The organism is Mesorhizobium sp. M1329, from assembly GCF_040318035.1.
Taxonomy (GTDB): domain Bacteria; phylum Pseudomonadota; class Alphaproteobacteria; order Rhizobiales; family Rhizobiaceae; genus Mesorhizobium.
The window spans coordinates 1-15464 of the sequence record NZ_JAMYLN010000023.1 but is presented as its reverse complement, the minus strand read 5'-3'; the positions used below and the strand labels follow the sequence as shown (position 1 = coordinate 15464).

The window sequence follows — 15464 nt, the reverse complement described above, 5'->3', positions numbered from 1 at the left end:
CATTAGATTTTGACAATGAGGGCCGCGGGCTAAGGTTCCAGGCGGGTTCGAAATTCTTCAAAGTTTTCTTGGCCGCGCTGCTGTGGCGCAACTGCTGGTTCAACCCACGCTTTTGGCAATGCGATCGAACGCCATCAGCCGTTCAAGCAATGCGGGAAGATCCTTCAGCGGCACCATGTTGGGACCGTCGGAAGGCGCGTTGTCGGGGTCCTGGTGCGTCTCGATGAAGACGCCGGCGACGCCAACCGCGACGGCCGCGCGCGCCAGCGTCTCGACAAAGCGCCGGTCACCTCCAGACGAACCGCCCTGCCCACCCGGCTGCTGCACGGAATGGGTGGCATCGAAAATCACCGGCGCGCCGATCTCGGCTATGATCGGCAGCGCCCGCATGTCGGACACCAGGGTGTTGTAACCAAAGGATGCGCCGCGCTCGGTGACCAAGACATTGGCGTTGCCGGAGCCGATGATCTTGGCGACGACGTTCTTCATGTCCCACGGCGCGAGGAATTGCCCCTTCTTCACATTGACCACCTTGCCGGTTCTTGCCGCAGCAATCAGCAAATCGGTCTGCCGGCTAAGGAAGGCAGGAATCTGCAGGATATCAACATGCGGCGCGACGATCGCGCATTGTTCCTCGGTATGGACGTCAGTCAGGATCGGCAGCGAAAAATTCTTGCGCAAATCGTCGAAGATCGGCATTGCCGCTTCAAGTCCCGCACCGCGCGTGCCGCCAAGCGAGGTGCGATTGGCCTTGTCGTAACTGGTCTTGTAGACGAGCCCAATGCCGAGCCTTTCGGTCAGTTCCTTTAGCGCACCGGCCATGTCGAAAGCGTGCTGCCGCGATTCCAGCTGGCATGGACCGGCGATCAGCGACAGGGGCGCGCTGTTGCCGAAAATGACCTTGCCGACCGCAACGGAAGAGTTCGGCATCAGTGGATTGAGCTTGTTCATGCGATCTCCCGGAAAATGAAGGCTGCGCCCTGCCCTGGCGCCGGCGGCACGATGATATCACCGCCGCGCATGTGATGTTCGACGGAATTGGCTGCAAGCAGCTTGGCGACGGCATCGCCGTGCCTAATCGAAAAGACGATCCCAGCAAAGCGGAGTTCAGATGGTGCGCCGGCAGGAATGCCGAAGCGTGCCGAATAGGCTGCAGGATCCAGAACGGTCACGACGGCATTCGGCAGCTCATAGACAGTGCCGCCGCCCTGAGCCTCGATTCTGGCTGCGATCAAAATCACATTGCGTTGTTCGAAAGGTTCGCCACTGACTGCCACGACTTCGACAATGCCGGTTGCGCTATTAGCGTGGGCCTGCAACGCAGTGCGGTCGAGGTTCGGCGCATTGATCCGCTCGCAGGCGAAGAGAAAAGCGTCCGTTGTCTTGCCTGTAGCCGCGAAGGCCAGTTTGAACGATGCGGTGTCGCTCTTTCCCGCCGCATCGGTGAAGGCGCGCGAAAAGCTTAGCGCGTCTCCCGCCGACAGACCGGCTTCCATGTAGCGCGCGTGGTCCGCGGCGGCGCTTTCGGTGCCCAGCGCCACGGCAGAAAATCCTTCATCGCCGTTTTCTTCGCGATACGCGCGATCACGCGCGACAAAGACATTGCGGTTCGCGATCGCCGTTGCCACGGCCTGCCGGTCAGCGACCGCGAGCGGCTCGAGATAGGTACCGTCGGTGAGAAAGACACAGCAGTTTTCCGTTCCGAAAGGGTGGATACCTGTCGGCGCAACGGTAAAGCCGAGCGAGGTCAAGCGCGCCCGCGCAACATCGAGGCTCGCTGTCGGCAGCACCAGGTGATCGAGCGGACGAGGCCTTGCGGGGGTGTTCTCGGTCATGTCCCGCGCGATGTGCCTCATTCCTGACAATGGTTCAAGGGCTTGGCTGACGCCTCAGCGGCAAGACCACCTCAGCCCGTAGGGGACGGCGGCTCGTCAACTTGCAACGATGTCGGCCGAATAACGCAATTCGCGCAGAGGTTTGACCCGGCTGGTTGTCTCTGCATAGAGCGGATGCGCCTTGTAGGCGGCGAGCGCCGCTTCGTCCTCGAACTCGGCATAGACGACCACATCGATCTCATCCGAAAGCGGGTCGACCTTGGTGTTGAGCGTTACCTCGAAATGACGCGAATGAGGTATCTTGCCAAGCGCCAGGAGGCCCGTGCGCACTACCTCGACATCCGCTTTATGCCGTGCGCTGAAGAAAACGATATGCCGGATCAACCCAGCCTCCTCGACCGTTGGACCGGCGTTCTTTTGTGTCAGCGGCAGCGTGCCGTCAATCGGCAGGTTTGTCGCGTCTGCGAACCGTAGCAACGAAGAGAAACTACACCATGCTGGTTACATAGTGCACGATGCGGGTCACCTCCCTGACCGTCCTGTCGAGGTAGCGGCCTTGGTTGTAAATGCCGTCCCAGATCAGGAAAAAGGTGACAGTCGTGATGACGATGACATAACGCATGACTGAAACTAGCGCATATGGACGGTTGCAACCATAGCGATTCCAACGCTGCTGGGGACCCTCCACGGGAATCTTAGCCGCCTTTTGATCTGCTCTGCCGCCGTCAAAAAGTCCGATCGCGACGCAGGATGCGGCCATGACGGTCAATGGGAATCATACCATGCGCAAACGAACGATCTCCCTCGTTGCAATTCTTGTTTCTGCAGGCGGCGTCTGGCTCAACAACACCTCACTGCTGTCGAGCCGGCCGGCCGGCACCCCTTCGGTGCTTGCCCATCGCGGCCTGGCTCAGGATTTCGACCGTACGAACCTCGGATCGGAAACATGCACGGCCGCTCGCATGCTGACGCCGCGCCATTCCTTCCTCGAAAACACGATACCGTCGATGGAAGCCGCTTTCGCGCTCGGTGCGGATGCGCTCGAACTCGATGTCCATCCCACTACGGACGGCAAGTTCGCCGTCTTCCACGATTGGACGCTGGATTGTCGTACCAACCTGCTCGGTCCCTATTCCGGCGGCGGCTTTTCACAAGGCCTCGACGACCCCGCCTCGATCGACCAACTGCCGGACGATTATTCCGGTGGGATTTCGACAGACGCGCTGGATCTGGTCATGCCTGCCGTCAAGCGGCGTTTCGGACCACCTGTTTGAAGAGGCACCTGTCTCAAATGGATTGGCCATATCGGGACAGTATCTTAGCGCTGAGACAGTTTCGAGCCGACGCTCAAATCCTCAAAGAGTGATGCGGTATTTTGCAAAGCCTGCTTCGCCCTCGCCCGCCGGCTCGATCTTCAGCGACTTCACTTGCGCAATGAAATCCTTCGCCTTGGCGCCGGTCTCGAATACGACGCTGGTTCCCGGTAGTGGCGCAAACGACCAGTTGGCGTCCGCCGACGGGTTGATGGTGCCTTTGCTGACGATATAGCGCACGATCACGTCGCGGTTGGTGTCGGGCGCTTCGTAGATGATTTTCGAGGCATTGATCTCCGGGAAATTGCCGCCGCCGCCGGCCCGGTAGTTGTTGGTGGCGACGACGAATTTCCGTTTTGGATCAATTGGTTTGCCGTTGAACATCAAGTCAATGATGCGGTTCGAGCCGGCGTTAACCAGCCCGCCCTTCGAATCATATTTCGGTGGCTGCGACAGATCGATCTTGTAAGTGACCCCGTCGATTACGTCGAAATTATAGGATGGGAAGTCAGTGTTGATGAGCGCCTGGTCGGCTTTTCCCGGTTCGATCCGGTTGAAGATGCCGGCCGACATTTCCAGCCATTCCTTCACCTCTGCTCCCGTGATTTCGACGGCGCGCACCGTGTTTGGATAGAGGTAGAGGTCGGCGACGTTCTTGATGGCGATATCGCCCACCGATACGTCGGTGTAATAGTCGGCGCCGTTGCGCCCGCCCGCCTTGAACGGTGCCGCCGCCGACAGCAGCGGCATATCCTTCCACTCGGTGTTCTTCAGGATGTCCTTCAAGTACCAAGTCTGCGCCTGGCTGACGATCTGCACCGACGGATCGTCAGCGACCAGGGCAAAATAGGAATAGAGCGGCGCCGAGGTTTTGCCGACCGGCCGGCGCACATAGGCAAGCGTCGCCTCGTGGTCCTGTTTGAGCCCGTCGACGATGCGCTGGTCGTCCGCGACGGTCGGCTTGTTCGTCTTGTCGACTCGCTCAAAGATAGGCCTGGCCTCAGAGGTCGCCGAGACGATTTTCCACGTCGATCCGTCGCGCTCCAGCAACAGATCGATCAGCCCCATATGCGAGCCCCAGAAGCCGGCCATGACGGCGGGCTTGCCTTGCAACGTGCCTTTCGCCGGATCGACGGCGTCCAGCGACTGAAAGTCCTTCTTGCCAGGGAAGACCAGATGCTGGTGACCGGTAAACACCGCATCGATACCTTCGACACCGGCAACGAAGAAGGAGGCATTCTCCATCATGTCGCTTTGCTTCACGTCGATGCCTGAATGGGAGAGTGCAATGACGATGTCGGCGCCTTCTTCCTTCATCTGCGGCACCCACGCTTTGGCCGCCTCGACGATGTCGCGCGTCTTGACGCTGCCTTCGAGATTTTTCAGGTCCCAGACCATGATCTGCGGCGGCACGAAGCCGATGATGCCGATCCTGATAGGCTGCTCGGCGCCCGATCCGTCCTTGATCTTCCTGTCGAGGATGACGTAAGGCTTGAGATAGAGCTTGTCGTCGCGCGGGTTCGCGGCAAGCTCCGTGCCGCGGATCAAATTCGCGCAGACGAACGGGAAATTAGCACCGGCCAGCACCTTGTCCATGAACGACAGGCCGTAGTTGAACTCGTGGTTGCCGAGCGTCGAGCATTCGTAGCCGAGCAGGTTCATGCCCTTCATGACCGGATGCAGATCGCCATCCTTCATCCCCCTCTCGTAGGCGATGTAGTCGCCCATCGGGTTGCCTTGCAGAAGGTCGCCATTATCGATCAGCATCGCGTTGGTTGCTTCCTTGCGCACGGCTTCAATCAATGATGCCGTTCGCGACAGCCCCATCGTGTCGTTGGCTTTGTCGGCGTAGTAGTCGTAAGGCAGCACGTTCACGTGGATGTCGGTCGTCTCCATAATCCTAAGATGCGCCTGATTGGCTTGAGCCCGGGCGGAGAACGGGTGTAGCATGATCAGCGCTCCGCTGGCGGCGACGCCGGCGAGGAAATCGCGGCGTGAGACGAGGTGGCGCAATTGGGACATTCGTTTTCTCTTTCTTCCACGACGTGACAGGTCCTGCCCGAAGCAAAGCTTCGCGCCGAAATCCAGCCGAGTCCAGAAGCCGATTCCATCAAGAGGAGGTGACGCGCCGATGAATGTCCGGCAGCGAACAATCAGCCCTTATCGTCGTCACCCTGGGTGATCAGCCGAGCGCTGCGCTGACCGGTGAAGTAGATCCATAGCCAGCTCAGGGAAACCGCAAGCCGGTTACGAAAGCCGATCAGGAAGTAGATATGCGCCAAGCCCCATAACCACCAGGCAAGCCGGCCGGTAAGCTTGATCCAGCCGAAATCGATGGCCGCCGCGCGTTTGCCTATCGTCGCCAAATCGCCGTCATGCCTGTAGCTGAAAGGACGCGGTGTCGCGTCACCGGCAAGCCTTGCCCTGATCGTCGCGGCGACGTGCCGTCCCTGTTGCTTGGCGGCGGGCGCGACGCCCGGCACCAGCCGGCCATCCGGCCGCAGGACGTGCGCTGCGTCACCGATGACGAAAATCTCCGGGTTTCCCGGCACACTCAGGTCGGGTTCGACAAGCACCCTGCCCGCGCGGTCCGCTGCCGCGCCGAGCCATTCGGCGGCCGGCGAAGCGGCGACGCCCGCCGCCCACAGGATTGTCCTGGCCGGCAAATGTGTGTCGCCGAAGACGACACCCTCGGCATCGCAGCGCGTAACCGCCCTGCCGAGTTCGACGGTCACGCCGAGCCGCTCGAGCGCCTTCGTGGCATAATCGGAGAGTTCCGGCGCGAAATTGGCAAGGATGCGTTCGCCGGCCTCAATCAGCACCACACGCGTCTGCCGCGTGTCGATGTTGCGGAACTCGCCGCGCAGGGTGTCGTGTGCCAGTTCGGCAATGGTGCCGGCCAGTTCCACGCCGGTCGGCCCGCCGCCGACGATCGCCAGCGTCAGCAATGCCTGGCGCTTGGCGGGATCGGTTTCCCGCTCGGCCTCCTCGAAAGCCAAAAGAATACGCCGTCGAATGGTGGTGGCGTCCTCCAGCGTCTTCAGGCCCGGGGCGAATGGCTCCCATTCGTCATGGCCGAAATAGGCGTGCCGCGCGCCGGTGGCCAGCACCAGCGTGTCGTAAGCGACCGTGCCGCCGTCCTGCAGCAGCACCCGCTTGCCGGTGCGGTCGATGCCAGTCACAGTCGCAAGCAGCGTCGTCACATCATTGCGCCTGCGCAGGAGATGGCGGATCGGCCAGGCCACTTCGGAGGTGGCCAGCGCCGTCGTCGCCACCTGGTAGAGCAGCGGCTGAAAAAGGTGATGATTGCGCCTGTCGATCATGGTGATGCGCACCGGTGCGCCGGCAAGTGCGCGGGTGAACTCGAGGCCGCCGAAACCGGCACCTACGACGACGACGTGATGGTTGGCTGTGTTCATCTCACTCATCCCTCTCGCCAAGACTGATGTAAGTATCGTTGTGCAGTGCAGCAATGGCTGCGCTGCAACTGCCTGGGACTCGTCTCTTGATGTCGTGAATACGCATGCTGCAGGCTCATTCCCGGATATAGCCTACGTCCAGGATACGACTTGGTTGGAACTGTATATTGCAGGTGAAGCATGGCTAGGGATGAAGACGAAGGCTCAGCGCAGTACGCCTCGCCGCCTTGTTTTATGCACGAGCTCGACCCGGAGTTCCAAGCGCCGCTATCCGACTGGACCGACGTAAAGCGCTGGCGCAAGGCCGAGCGCGAGCGGTTGATCGCATCCCGCCTTGCCGTTTCAGCCGACACGCGCGCAGCCATGTCGCAGCGCATTGCCGAAGGGCTCGACGCGGTGATCGGCGACGTCGCCGGCCGCATGGTCAGCCTCTATTGGCCGTTTCGCGGCGAGCCGGACCTGCGCCCGTGGATGGAAACCGTTAACGCGCGGGGCGGGCGCACGGCGTTGCCCGTCGTCGTGGAGAAAGACCGGCCGCTTGTCTTTCGCGCCTATACCCACGGAGACCGGCTGGAGAAGGGCGTCTGGAATATCCCGATACCGGCCGAGGGCGATCCGGTGCTGCCTGACATCGTCATTTCGCCGATTGTCGGCATCGATCCCGGGCAGTTTCGCCTGGGTTATGGCGGCGGTTTCTTCGATCGCACGCTTGCGGCTATGCCCTTCAAACCGCTGGTCATCGGCGTCGGCTACGAAGTGCAGCGGATCGCCACCATCTACCCGCAGCCGCACGACATTCCGATGGACCGTGTGGTGACCGAGGCATTCAACACCTAGGCGAGTTCGGGGCCTAGGCGAGTTCAGGCTTCATTCCCACGGCCGTGCGATCGACGATTTCGCGCAAGGCAAAAGACGAATTGATCTTCGTCACATGCGGCATTGCCGACAGCCACTCCTTGTGGATACGTTCGTAGTCGACGAGATCCTTTGCCGCGATGCGCAGGATGTAGTCATATTCGCCCGACATCAAATGGCAGGACAGGACGTTCGGGCAGCGCTTTATCGCCGCCTCGAAATCCGACAACGTCTTCTCGAATTGCCCGGACAGCGATATATGCACGATCGCCGTCATCTGGTGCCCAAGTGCAGCATTGGAAAGCCGGGCATGATAGCCGCGGATGGTTCCGGATTTTTCCAGATTGTCCAGTCGCCGCGAACAGGCCGACTGCGACAGGCCAACCTTCTCGGCGAGCGCTGCGTTCGGTATCCGCCCGTCTTTCTGCAATGTCTCGAGAATGGCGATATCAATCCTGTCGAGCGGCATTTTTGCGGGTTCCTGCGACAATTCTAATGTTTTGCGCAACGATTATCGAACAGTGGCCTCTCAGGCAAGCGCATTCGCAAACACCTACCGAGCGATTCGTGGTTCACTATCTCTAGACAGGGAACAGCCCCAAAAAGGGGGCGGATCAGGAGAAAAAAATGCGCGTCGGTTGCCCCCGGGAAATCAAGAACCATGAATACCGCGTCGGCCTGACACCCGGTTCGGTCCGCGAATATGTCGCGCATGGCCATGAAGTGCTGGTCGAGACCGGCGCGGGCGCCGGCATCGGCGCCGACGACAACGCGTATCGTGCCGCCGGCGCCACGATTGCCAAGACGGCCGCCGACGTGTTTGCCAAGTCGGACATGATCGTGAAGGTCAAGGAGCCGCAGCCCAACGAATGGGTTCAGCTCCGCGACGGCCAGATCCTCTATACCTATCTGCATCTTGCTCCGGATCCGGAGCAGACCAAGGGCCTGCTGGCCTCCGGCGTGACCGCAATAGCTTACGAGACCGTCACCGACGAGCGCGGCGGCCTGCCGCTCCTAGCACCGATGTCGGAAGTCGCCGGCCGCCTGTCGATCCAGGCGGGCGCCACGGCGCTGCAAAAGGCCAATGGTGGCCGCGGTGTGCTACTTGGCGGCGTGCCCGGCGTGCTGCCCGGCAAGGTCACTGTGCTCGGCGGCGGCGTCGTCGGCCTGCATGCCGCACGGATGGCGGCCGGCCTTGGCGCCGACGTCACTATCATCGACCGCTCGATCCCGCGCCTGCGTCAGCTCGACGACATCTTTGGCGGCCGCGTCCACACCCGCTACTCGACCGTCGAGGCGCTGGAGGAAGAATGTTTTTCGGCTGACATCGTCGTCGGCGCCGTGCTGATCCCGGGGGCAGCAGCACCCAAGCTGGTGACGCGCGAAATGCTGTCGGGCATGAAGAAAGGCGCCGTGCTGGTCGACGTCGCCATCGACCAGGGCGGCTGTTTCGAGACCTCGCACGCCACGACCCATGCCGAGCCGACCTATGAGGTTGACGGCGTCATCCACTATTGCGTCGCCAACATGCCGGGTGCGGTGCCGGTCACCTCGGCCCACGCGCTCAACAATGCGACGCTGCATTATGGCCTGCAGCTCGCCGACAAGGGCCTCAAGGCGCTGGTAGACGACCACCATCTGCGCAACGGGCTGAACGTCCACAAGGGCAAGATCACGAATCGCGCAGTGGCCGAAGCGCTCGGTTACGAGCTGGTCGAGCCGAAGGCCGTTCTCGCCGCCTGAGCTGTCCGAATCTGCCTCTCCAGTGCCCGTCGGATTCGTCCGACGGGTTTTTTCTTATGTCGAAAAACTGAAAAGTGTCGAGGCGCGCGGAATGACCGGACAACAAAAAAGCGGAGCCAAAGCCCCGCTTCCTCGGTTGTCGAAAATTCCCGCCGGTTCATCCGCGGTCGGCAAATCGATCGACAGTCTCTTTCTACCGCCGGTATGCGACGGGAGTACGACAGCCCCAAGCCGGTGCAGCCTGTCCGGTTACCCGCGGTCGATCCGGCACTGATAGCAATTGTTGCGCGCCGAGCGGATGTGGACGTAAGCGATGTCGTCGCGTTCGAACAACGTCTCTGCCCGTGCGGCAATGGCGTCGGTCGGAATTACGCCGCCGCTGCCGTAAACGATGCGGTCGTCCTTGCCATAACCGCGCACGATGTAATCGCTGCTTTCGAGCATTTCGGGAAGCAACTCAACCTCGACAGCGCGTTCGCATTCTTCAGCATGAAGAAAGATCGGCCCGGTTTCGGCATAAGGCTGCAGCTCCGGAAAAGGCCGATACGCCAGAACAAGATAGGCCTCTCCTGTAGCAACGTTCTTCAGGCAGTGACGGCAAGGCACGCCGTCGCCGTCCGAAATCTGCCGCTCTGGCTTAAGGCCATAAGCATCCGCCCCGCCGCGCTGAAGTGCCCGGACGGCATCGGTTGGCAAGGCTTTGAATTTTAGCGTCATGGCATAATCTCCGGTGTTTCGACTGGAGATTATGCCTCCCATGCAGAGCTTCCCACCCGATTCCTGCCGAAACGGATCAATCCATCAGCGCGTCGAGACCACGAACCAGACCTTTGATCTGCTGTACCCGTCTGATGGCGAGCAGCGTGCCCGCCACATAAGGCGCCGCGGACGAACCAGCGTCGTGGCGGATGGTCAGCCGCTCGTCTGGCAGGCCGAACAGCGCCTCGCAGGACAGGATGTAGGACGGCAGGCGAAGCGCGTGCACTTGCACCCCCTCGCCTGCGCCGACCGCACCACCGCGTGTAGCGGGCACGCCAGAGACCTCGGAGACCGGCTTTGCCGTTGAGGCCTTGCGGATGTCGGCCAGCGCCTCAGCAAGCTCCCGTGCGGTACCGGAGGGCGCGTCGGGCTTCTTTGCACTGGCATAATCGATGACCTCGACATCCGGCACGTATTTTGCCGCCATAAGTGCAAACCGCTTCATCAGCGTGGCGGTGATGGAAAAGTTGCCGGCGGCAACGACGCCGACGCCTTTGGCGCGCGCCGCGGCGTCGATCTCGGCATAGTCGGCAGCACCCAGTCCCGACGTGCCGATCACCGTGTGCCGTCCCTTGTCGATGGCGAGCAGCACATGGTCTTTCACGACATGCGGCTTGGTGAAGTCGACCAGCACGTCCGACGGCGCCTCCAGCGCCTCGGCCAGCGTGGCCGAAACGGTGATACCATTAGCCGGCATGCCAACCAGCAGGCCGGAATCCTGCCCCGCGCCGCTGCGTGACACAGCCCCGGCCAGCGCCATGTCGCCTTGCGCTCCGATCGCCGGAACCAGCGCCTTGCCGACCCAGCCGGTCGCGCCGGCCATTACCACGCGTATTGCCATCGTGCGATCCTCCATCGGTTTTTAGACGATAGCGATATGGAAAGAGCCAAGCTCATTCAAGTCGGGTCCGCCTTTGAGTGTTGATCCAGAGACCCTGGGACGTGGCAACGACAAGCTGAAGCTTGGATGAACGGGCCTGAAAAAATCAAGGCCGCATGACGCTGGCCGCCCGCTCGGCAAAAGACATTGGATGTACGACCTCCTTTTTTTGCGCCACTGGCGTAAAGCCGAGTTTTTGATAGAGCGGCAGTGCCGCTGGGTGATCGAGGGTGCAGGTCTGCACGGTCACCCGCTTTGGCCCGTGCGACCAGGCTGCGGCGATCGCCGCACCGAGGAACCAGCGGCCGATGCCTTGCCCGGTCGCGTGCTCCATCATTCCGAAATAAGCGAGTTCGACTTCCTCCGGCAAATGCGGCTTGAGATCGAAGAAGCCGGCCGGCGCACCATCCAGATAAAGCACCCTGATATCGCGATCCTCGCGGTGGATGCCCGCCGCAAGCTCCTCATCGCTCAGCCTCAGCACATTGACCCAGTGCCATTTGCGGCCCACCCGATCCATCAAATAGCGGTAGAAATGCAGCGGAATGTCTTTGGTCTTGAGCAGCGCGATCTGGCGGTTGTACGGCAGCGGCGGCGAATAGGCAGGCGGCACATGCATTTCGAGAAACGTCACGGTGACGTCGATGTCTTCCAGCGATCCGTCTTCCATCACTGTCAGTCCTTGTCCGTCACGACGGGCGTGTCGGAAAGCCCGCCCCATTCGGTCCATGAACCGTCATAAAGCCTGTTATCGGCATGGCCAAGCGTCTCCAAAGCCAGCGTGATGGCTGCCGCGGTGACGCCCGACCCGCAGGAGGTGACGACCGGCTTCGACAGGTCGATGCCGGCGTCCTCGATCACTTTACGCAGCCTGTCCTTGGGCAACAATTCGCCGTTATCCGAAAGCGCCGAAAACGGCACGTTGTGCGCGCCCGGCATATGGCCGGAGCGGATGCCGGGGCGCGGCTCCGGCTCGGTGCCGGCAAAACGGCCAGGCGAGCGCGCGTCGGCGATCTGGCTTTCCCCCGTCTCGACGATCCGGCGCATGTCGGCAAGGCTGGCGACGCGGGCGGCATCGAAGTTGGCATAAAACACGCAAGGCGCGATCTTCGTCGGCTCCGCCGTCACCGGCCGTCCGGCGGCTTTCCAACGATCGAAGCCGCCGTCGAGTATATAGACCTGGAACACGCCCATGACGCGAAACAACCACCAGGCGCGCGGTGCAGAAAAGAACCCTGGCCCGTCGTAGACAACAATCGTGTCATCGGCCGAAATACCCATCGCGCCGACATATTGCGCGAAATGCTGCGGCGACGGCAGCGTATGCGGCAGAGCCGCGTCGGGGTCCGAAACCGCATCCTGGTCGAGGAAGCCGGCCCCTGGAATATGCGCTGCGTCATACTCGGCGCGCGCGTCACGCTTTTGCGCCGGCAGATACCAGGACGCGTCGACGATCGTCAGGCCGGGCTCGCCGAGCCGCTTCTGCAACCAATCGGCATCGATGGTGAAAGGACTGTCGTCGGCCATCTTTTCTCTCCTGTCCCGCCTGTCGCAGTCCTATATCAGGCTGGCGGCATAGGACCAAAGCGAATGCGGAAGCGCCGGTTCTCGCGGCCCTTCTTCTCGATCTTGCCGATATGGATCTCGCCGATTTCGCCGGTGCTCTTTACATGGGTGCCGCCGCAAGGCTGGCTGTCGATCGAAGCGTTCTCGCCGATGCAGACCAATCGGATCTTTCCCGTGCCGGCCGGAGGGCGCACATTCTTGGATTTCACCAGGCCCGGATTGGATGCCAGTTCCTCGTCGGAAATGAGCCGGGTGAAGATCGGGTGGTCGGCTCGCACCAGCTCCATCAGTCTGGCCGTCACGTCTTCCTTGGTAAAGCCGGCGTCCGGGATGTCGAAATCGATACGGCTGTCGTCCTCGGAAACCGCGGCGCCGGTGATCGGGAATGGACAGACGACGGTAAGCAGGTGGCAGGCAGAATGCATGCGCATCAGCAACTGCCGCCGCGGCCAGTCGATGGCGAGCCTTAGGCGCTCGCCCACCTTTGGAACTGTCTGCTCCGGCGCCGGCACATGGATGATCTCGTCCTTGGTTTCGCCGGTGATCGTAGCGGCAATCGCTATGCCGGTGCCGTCGGCGCGTTCGAGGCTGCCGGTGTCGCCTGGCTGCCCGCCCGATGTGGCGTAAAACACCGTCCGGTCCAGAATGATGCCGCCGCGATCGTTGACTGCGACGACGGTGGCGTCGGCCGTCCCCAGATAGGCGTCGTCACGAAATAACGCCTCGGTCTTGTGCGCCATCACGCAACCCTTTCGAACGGTACCGAAATCGTGCTCTGTTGCTCCATCCAGCCCGGCACCGGCAGCTTCTTTTCGCGCAGGAATTCAGGATTGAACAGCTTCGACTGGTAGCGCGTGCCGTAGTCGCAAAGCATGGTCACGATGGTGTGGCCGGGGCCTAGCTCGCGCGCCAGGCGAATGGCGCCGGCAATGTTGATGCCCGTCGAACCGCCAACGCAAAGCCCCTCCTCCTGGATCAGGTCGAATACGATCGGCAGCGCGTCCTCGTCGGGGATCTGGAAGGCAAAATCGGGTGTAAAGCCTTGGAGGTTGGCGGTGATCCGCCCCTGCCCGATGCCTTCGGTGATCGAACTGCCCTCGGATTTCAGCTCGCCGCTGGTGTAGAAGGAATAGAGCGCTGCCCCCAGCGGATCGGCCAGCGCGATCTTGACCTCGTTGTTTTTGGCCTTCAGCCCGAAACCGACGCCTGCCAGAGTGCCGCCGGAACCGACCGCCGACACGAAACCATCCACCTTGCCGTCGGTCTGGTTCCAGATTTCTTCGGCCGTGGTGCGGATATGGCCGTCACGGTTGGCGACATTGTCGAACTGGTTGGCCCAGATCGCGCCGTTCGGCTCGCTCTTCGCCATCTGCTCGGCCAGCCGGCCCGACAGCTTCACGTAGTTGTTCGGGTTCTTGTAAGGCACGGCGGGCACTTCGATCAGCTCGGCACCGAGCAGTTTGATCGTATCCTTCTTCTCCTGGCTCTGGGTGTCGGGAATGACGATCACCGTGCGGTAGCCGAGCGCCTTGGCAACCAGTGTCAATCCGATGCCGGTATTTCCAGCCGTCCCCTCGACGATGACGCCGCCGGGCCGCAGCAGCCCGCGCTGCTCCGCATCGCGGATGATAAACAGGCCGGCGCGGTCCTTTACCGACTGCCCGGGATTCATGAATTCGGCCTTCCCCAGGATCTCGCAGCCGGTTGCTTCCGAGGCCTTGTTGAGGCGGATCAGGGGCGTGTTGCCGATCACGTCGATCACAGAACGGGGCATGGAGATTCCTTTGTGGGTGCGGCGAAACCCTAGAAACCCGAAGCTTCGGTTTCAAGGCAAGAATTTGCCTGGTCCAGTCGCATTTCGCACACTGCAATTCCTGCAGCCAGGCGCGCCCGGCCGGTATTCATTTCAACCATGTACCGAAAAGCACTCTTTTCATTCGATTTCTTCACCGTTAGAGCACAAGCTAAGAAGAGCCGGCGGGGCGCAGCATGACACTCTATCGGGCCAATCCGAAGCATGGCGTCGCCTGGATTACGGGCGGCAGCAGCGGTATCGGCCGTTCGCTGACCAAGGATCTTGCCGCTCGGGGCTATGTCGTCGCGGTGACTGCGCCAGATGATCATCCGATCGATACGCTCATCGTCGAAACGGCGCAGATGGCGGGCCGTGTCGCGGCCTATCCTTGCGACGTGACCGACGAAAAACGTATGGCGAAGACGGTTGCAGCGATCGAGAAAGATCTCGGTCCGATCGTGTTGGCAGTGTTCAACGCTGGAAGCTATATCGCAACGCCGGGCGAGGATCTTGTGGCGCACAATTTCCGTCGGTCTTTCGAGGTCAATTATTTCGGCATCATCAATGGCCTGGTGCCCGTCATCGAACGCATGCGCGTACGCTCGCGCGGCCATGTCGTACTGATCGGTTCGGTCACCGCCTATTTCGGCTGGCCGACCACCGCCGCCTATGGCGGCACCAAGGCGGCAGTCAATATCCTGGCCGAGTCGCTGAAATACGATTTCGACAAGATGAACGTCCGCATCCAGGTGATTAATCCGGGCTTTGTCGACACGCGGCTGACCGAAAAGAACTTCCTGCCGATGCCGGGCTTGATGCCGGTCAATCTGGCCTCGCGCCGCATCGCGCAGGGCATCGAATACGGCGGCTTCGAAGTCACTTTCCCACGCCGCCTGAGCTGGACGCTGAAGCTGCTCAGGATGCTGCCGAGGCCGTTCTGCCGATGGGTGATCAGCACGGTCACCCGCTGGAATGCGCGGCCGCTGAATTTCGACCGCAAGCCACCGGTCGAGTAGGATCCAGGATGGAGCGACGATCATGTTTGCGGTCGCTGTGGCGCCACGTCATTGCCGGCGACGCGCTGTCGCCGTCGACCACGGCTTTCCTCGCGTAGCGGATCGTCGTGTGGATCGAGGCGGTGGTAAAGTGAACCAAAGGCCTCAAGCAAGAGGGGGCCCCGCGCAAAGCGCCGGGGGCCCCGTTTAATAAGTTATTAAACACCCACGAATTGGCGCCAGCAAAACCCGGAAAAATTTAAGACCACGCGCGCGCGCCCGTTGACCCCCACAGCCCGGGGTT

General features: G+C 61.4%; 16 protein-coding genes and 1 pseudogene. 4 read left to right on the top strand and 13 right to left on the bottom strand.

Features of this window, described 5'->3' with window-relative positions; genetic code table 11:
* Positions 1–99: 99 nt before the first annotated feature.
* The 4 genes from kdsA to NKH21_RS21780 form a co-directional block, all read right to left on the bottom strand.
* The gene (gene kdsA, locus NKH21_RS21795; protein WP_352666840.1) at positions 100–951 is read right to left on the bottom strand and encodes a 3-deoxy-8-phosphooctulonate synthase; all 852 of its coding nucleotides are present in this window, start codon (positions 949–951) and stop codon (positions 100–102) included.
* Positions 948–1835: a VOC family protein gene (locus NKH21_RS21790; protein WP_352666842.1), complete on the bottom strand. Its 888-nt coding sequence runs from the start codon at positions 1833–1835 to the stop codon at positions 948–950. Before NKH21_RS21790 ends, kdsA begins: the two co-directional genes overlap by 4 nt.
* A 96-nt stretch (positions 1836–1931) precedes the next feature.
* The gene (locus tag NKH21_RS21785) at positions 1932–2219 is read right to left on the bottom strand and encodes a Dabb family protein (protein ID WP_352666844.1); all 288 of its coding nucleotides are present in this window, start codon (positions 2217–2219) and stop codon (positions 1932–1934) included.
* Positions 2220–2322: 103 nt separating this feature from the next.
* Positions 2323–2457, bottom strand: coding sequence for a hypothetical protein (locus NKH21_RS21780; RefSeq protein WP_292655342.1), 135 nt, complete (start codon positions 2455–2457; stop codon positions 2323–2325).
* A gap of 160 nt (positions 2458–2617) precedes the next feature.
* Here NKH21_RS21780 and NKH21_RS21775 point away from each other — a divergent pair.
* Positions 2618–2953: pseudogene (locus NKH21_RS21775) on the top strand (glycerophosphodiester phosphodiesterase family protein); the annotation flags it as partial.
* A 237-nt stretch (positions 2954–3190) separates the two neighbouring features.
* On the opposite strand, the gene NKH21_RS21770 reads toward NKH21_RS21775, so the two are convergent.
* Complete coding sequence (locus tag NKH21_RS21770) at positions 3191–5170, bottom strand: bifunctional 2',3'-cyclic-nucleotide 2'-phosphodiesterase/3'-nucleotidase (protein WP_352666847.1); 1980 nt, start codon at positions 5168–5170, stop codon at positions 3191–3193.
* A 131-nt stretch (positions 5171–5301) separates the two neighbouring features.
* On the bottom strand, positions 5302–6567 hold the full coding sequence (locus NKH21_RS21765; RefSeq protein WP_352666849.1) for an NAD(P)/FAD-dependent oxidoreductase: 1266 nt from the start codon (positions 6565–6567) through the stop codon (positions 5302–5304).
* A gap of 180 nt (positions 6568–6747) precedes the next feature.
* Between NKH21_RS21765 and NKH21_RS21760 the strand changes: the two genes are divergently transcribed.
* Complete coding sequence (locus NKH21_RS21760; protein ID WP_352666851.1) at positions 6748–7404, top strand: 5-formyltetrahydrofolate cyclo-ligase; 657 nt, start codon at positions 6748–6750, stop codon at positions 7402–7404.
* Between the two features lie 13 nt (positions 7405–7417).
* Here NKH21_RS21760 and NKH21_RS21755 read toward each other — a convergent pair whose 3' ends face one another.
* Positions 7418–7891 (bottom strand): Lrp/AsnC family transcriptional regulator, encoded by a 474-nt coding sequence (locus NKH21_RS21755; protein WP_023675099.1) that lies wholly within the window; start codon positions 7889–7891, stop codon positions 7418–7420.
* A gap of 158 nt (positions 7892–8049) precedes the next feature.
* Between NKH21_RS21755 and ald the strand changes: the two genes are divergently transcribed.
* Positions 8050–9165: an alanine dehydrogenase gene (gene ald, locus NKH21_RS21750; RefSeq protein WP_352491375.1), complete on the top strand. Its 1116-nt coding sequence runs from the start codon at positions 8050–8052 to the stop codon at positions 9163–9165.
* 249 nt (positions 9166–9414) lie between these two features.
* Here the strand turns inward: ald and NKH21_RS21745 are convergent, their stop codons facing one another.
* The 6 genes from NKH21_RS21745 to NKH21_RS21720 form a co-directional block, all read right to left on the bottom strand.
* Positions 9415–9882 carry a DUF1203 domain-containing protein gene (locus NKH21_RS21745; RefSeq protein WP_352666854.1) on the bottom strand — a complete coding sequence of 156 codons (468 nt, stop codon included), beginning with the start codon at positions 9880–9882 and terminating at the stop codon, positions 9415–9417.
* A gap of 76 nt (positions 9883–9958) precedes the next feature.
* Complete coding sequence (dapB, locus tag NKH21_RS21740) at positions 9959–10765, bottom strand: 4-hydroxy-tetrahydrodipicolinate reductase (RefSeq protein ID WP_352666856.1); 807 nt, start codon at positions 10763–10765, stop codon at positions 9959–9961.
* A 145-nt stretch (positions 10766–10910) separates the two neighbouring features.
* The gene (locus tag NKH21_RS21735; RefSeq protein WP_352448953.1) at positions 10911–11474 is read right to left on the bottom strand and encodes a GNAT family N-acetyltransferase; all 564 of its coding nucleotides are present in this window, start codon (positions 11472–11474) and stop codon (positions 10911–10913) included.
* 5 nt (positions 11475–11479) lie between these two features.
* Positions 11480–12331: a 3-mercaptopyruvate sulfurtransferase gene (gene sseA / locus NKH21_RS21730; protein ID WP_352666859.1), complete on the bottom strand. Its 852-nt coding sequence runs from the start codon at positions 12329–12331 to the stop codon at positions 11480–11482.
* A gap of 35 nt (positions 12332–12366) precedes the next feature.
* A complete protein-coding gene (locus NKH21_RS21725) occupies positions 12367–13110 on the bottom strand; it encodes an alanyl-tRNA editing protein (protein ID WP_352867489.1) in 744 nt (247 codons plus the stop codon).
* Complete coding sequence (locus NKH21_RS21720; RefSeq protein WP_352666863.1) at positions 13110–14144, bottom strand: cysteine synthase A; 1035 nt, start codon at positions 14142–14144, stop codon at positions 13110–13112. The genes NKH21_RS21725 and NKH21_RS21720 overlap by 1 nt, the downstream gene beginning before the upstream one ends.
* Before the next feature lie 215 nt (positions 14145–14359).
* Here NKH21_RS21720 and NKH21_RS21715 point away from each other — a divergent pair, with 215 nt between their 5' ends.
* Positions 14360–15181 carry an SDR family oxidoreductase gene (locus tag NKH21_RS21715; protein WP_352666866.1) on the top strand — a complete coding sequence of 274 codons (822 nt, stop codon included), beginning with the start codon at positions 14360–14362 and terminating at the stop codon, positions 15179–15181.
* The last annotated feature ends 283 nt before the right edge of the window (positions 15182–15464 follow it).

Bases quoted from the DNA above. Each gene is read 5' to 3' on its own strand.
- kdsA (WP_352666840.1), bottom strand. From the start codon at position 951: ATGAACAAGCTCAATCCACTGATGCCGAACTCTTCCGTTGCGGTCGGC.
- NKH21_RS21790 (WP_352666842.1), bottom strand. From the start codon at position 1,835: ATGACCGAGAACACCCCCGCAAGGCCTCGTCCGCTCGATCACCTGGTG.
- NKH21_RS21780 (WP_292655342.1), bottom strand. From the start codon at position 2,457: ATGCGTTATGTCATCGTCATCACGACTGTCACCTTTTTCCTGATCTGG.
- NKH21_RS21770 (WP_352666847.1), bottom strand. From the start codon at position 5,170: ATGTCCCAATTGCGCCACCTCGTCTCACGCCGCGATTTCCTCGCCGGC.
- NKH21_RS21765 (WP_352666849.1), bottom strand. From the start codon at position 6,567: ATGAACACAGCCAACCATCACGTCGTCGTCGTAGGTGCCGGTTTCGGC.
- NKH21_RS21760 (WP_352666851.1), top strand. From the start codon at position 6,748: ATGGCTAGGGATGAAGACGAAGGCTCAGCGCAGTACGCCTCGCCGCCT.
- NKH21_RS21755 (WP_023675099.1), bottom strand. From the start codon at position 7,891: ATGCCGCTCGACAGGATTGATATCGCCATTCTCGAGACATTGCAGAAA.
- ald (WP_352491375.1), top strand. From the start codon at position 8,050: ATGCGCGTCGGTTGCCCCCGGGAAATCAAGAACCATGAATACCGCGTC.
- NKH21_RS21745 (WP_352666854.1), bottom strand. From the start codon at position 9,882: ATGACGCTAAAATTCAAAGCCTTGCCAACCGATGCCGTCCGGGCACTT.
- dapB (WP_352666856.1), bottom strand. From the start codon at position 10,765: ATGGCAATACGCGTGGTAATGGCCGGCGCGACCGGCTGGGTCGGCAAG.
- NKH21_RS21735 (WP_352448953.1), bottom strand. From the start codon at position 11,474: ATGGAAGACGGATCGCTGGAAGACATCGACGTCACCGTGACGTTTCTC.
- sseA (WP_352666859.1), bottom strand. From the start codon at position 12,331: ATGGCCGACGACAGTCCTTTCACCATCGATGCCGATTGGTTGCAGAAG.
- NKH21_RS21725 (WP_352867489.1), bottom strand. From the start codon at position 13,110: ATGGCGCACAAGACCGAGGCGTTATTTCGTGACGACGCCTATCTGGGG.
- NKH21_RS21720 (WP_352666863.1), bottom strand. From the start codon at position 14,144: ATGCCCCGTTCTGTGATCGACGTGATCGGCAACACGCCCCTGATCCGC.
- NKH21_RS21715 (WP_352666866.1), top strand. From the start codon at position 14,360: ATGACACTCTATCGGGCCAATCCGAAGCATGGCGTCGCCTGGATTACG.